Annotated in this window: 1 protein-coding gene; it reads left to right on the top strand. The window is 52.3% G+C overall.

Annotated features, from left to right (window positions below):
• On the top strand, positions 1-323 hold a 323-nt coding region (locus AB4585_RS24975; RefSeq protein ID WP_372171446.1), incomplete at both ends, for a PfkB family carbohydrate kinase.

Genomic DNA, 323 nt, shown 5'->3' with positions numbered 1-323 from the left:
TGATCTGCAAGCCCTACTGGTTACTCGCAGCGAGCATGGCATGACGCTATTGCGCCGCGGTGAGAAGCCATTCCATCTTCCAACTCAAGCTCAAGAAGTGTATGACGTTACTGGTGCTGGAGATACGGTAATTTCTGTATTGGCTGCTTCTGTAGCGGCAGGTAAGCCTCTAGACGAAGCCTGTGCGCTTGCTAACGCCGCTGCGGGTGTTGTTGTCGGTAAGCTAGGCACTTCAACTCTATCTACTATCGAGCTTGCAGAGGCTGTACATGGCTCGCAGGATACTGACTATGGAGTGATTGGCGAAGCTGCGCTGATTAAGG

Source organism: Vibrio sp. 10N.222.49.C9 (assembly GCF_041474985.1).
Classification (GTDB): Bacteria; Pseudomonadota; Gammaproteobacteria; order Enterobacterales; family Vibrionaceae; genus Vibrio; species Vibrio crassostreae_C.
Note: the sequence above shows the minus strand (reverse complement) of the source record. Positions and strands in the feature narration are given on the sequence as shown.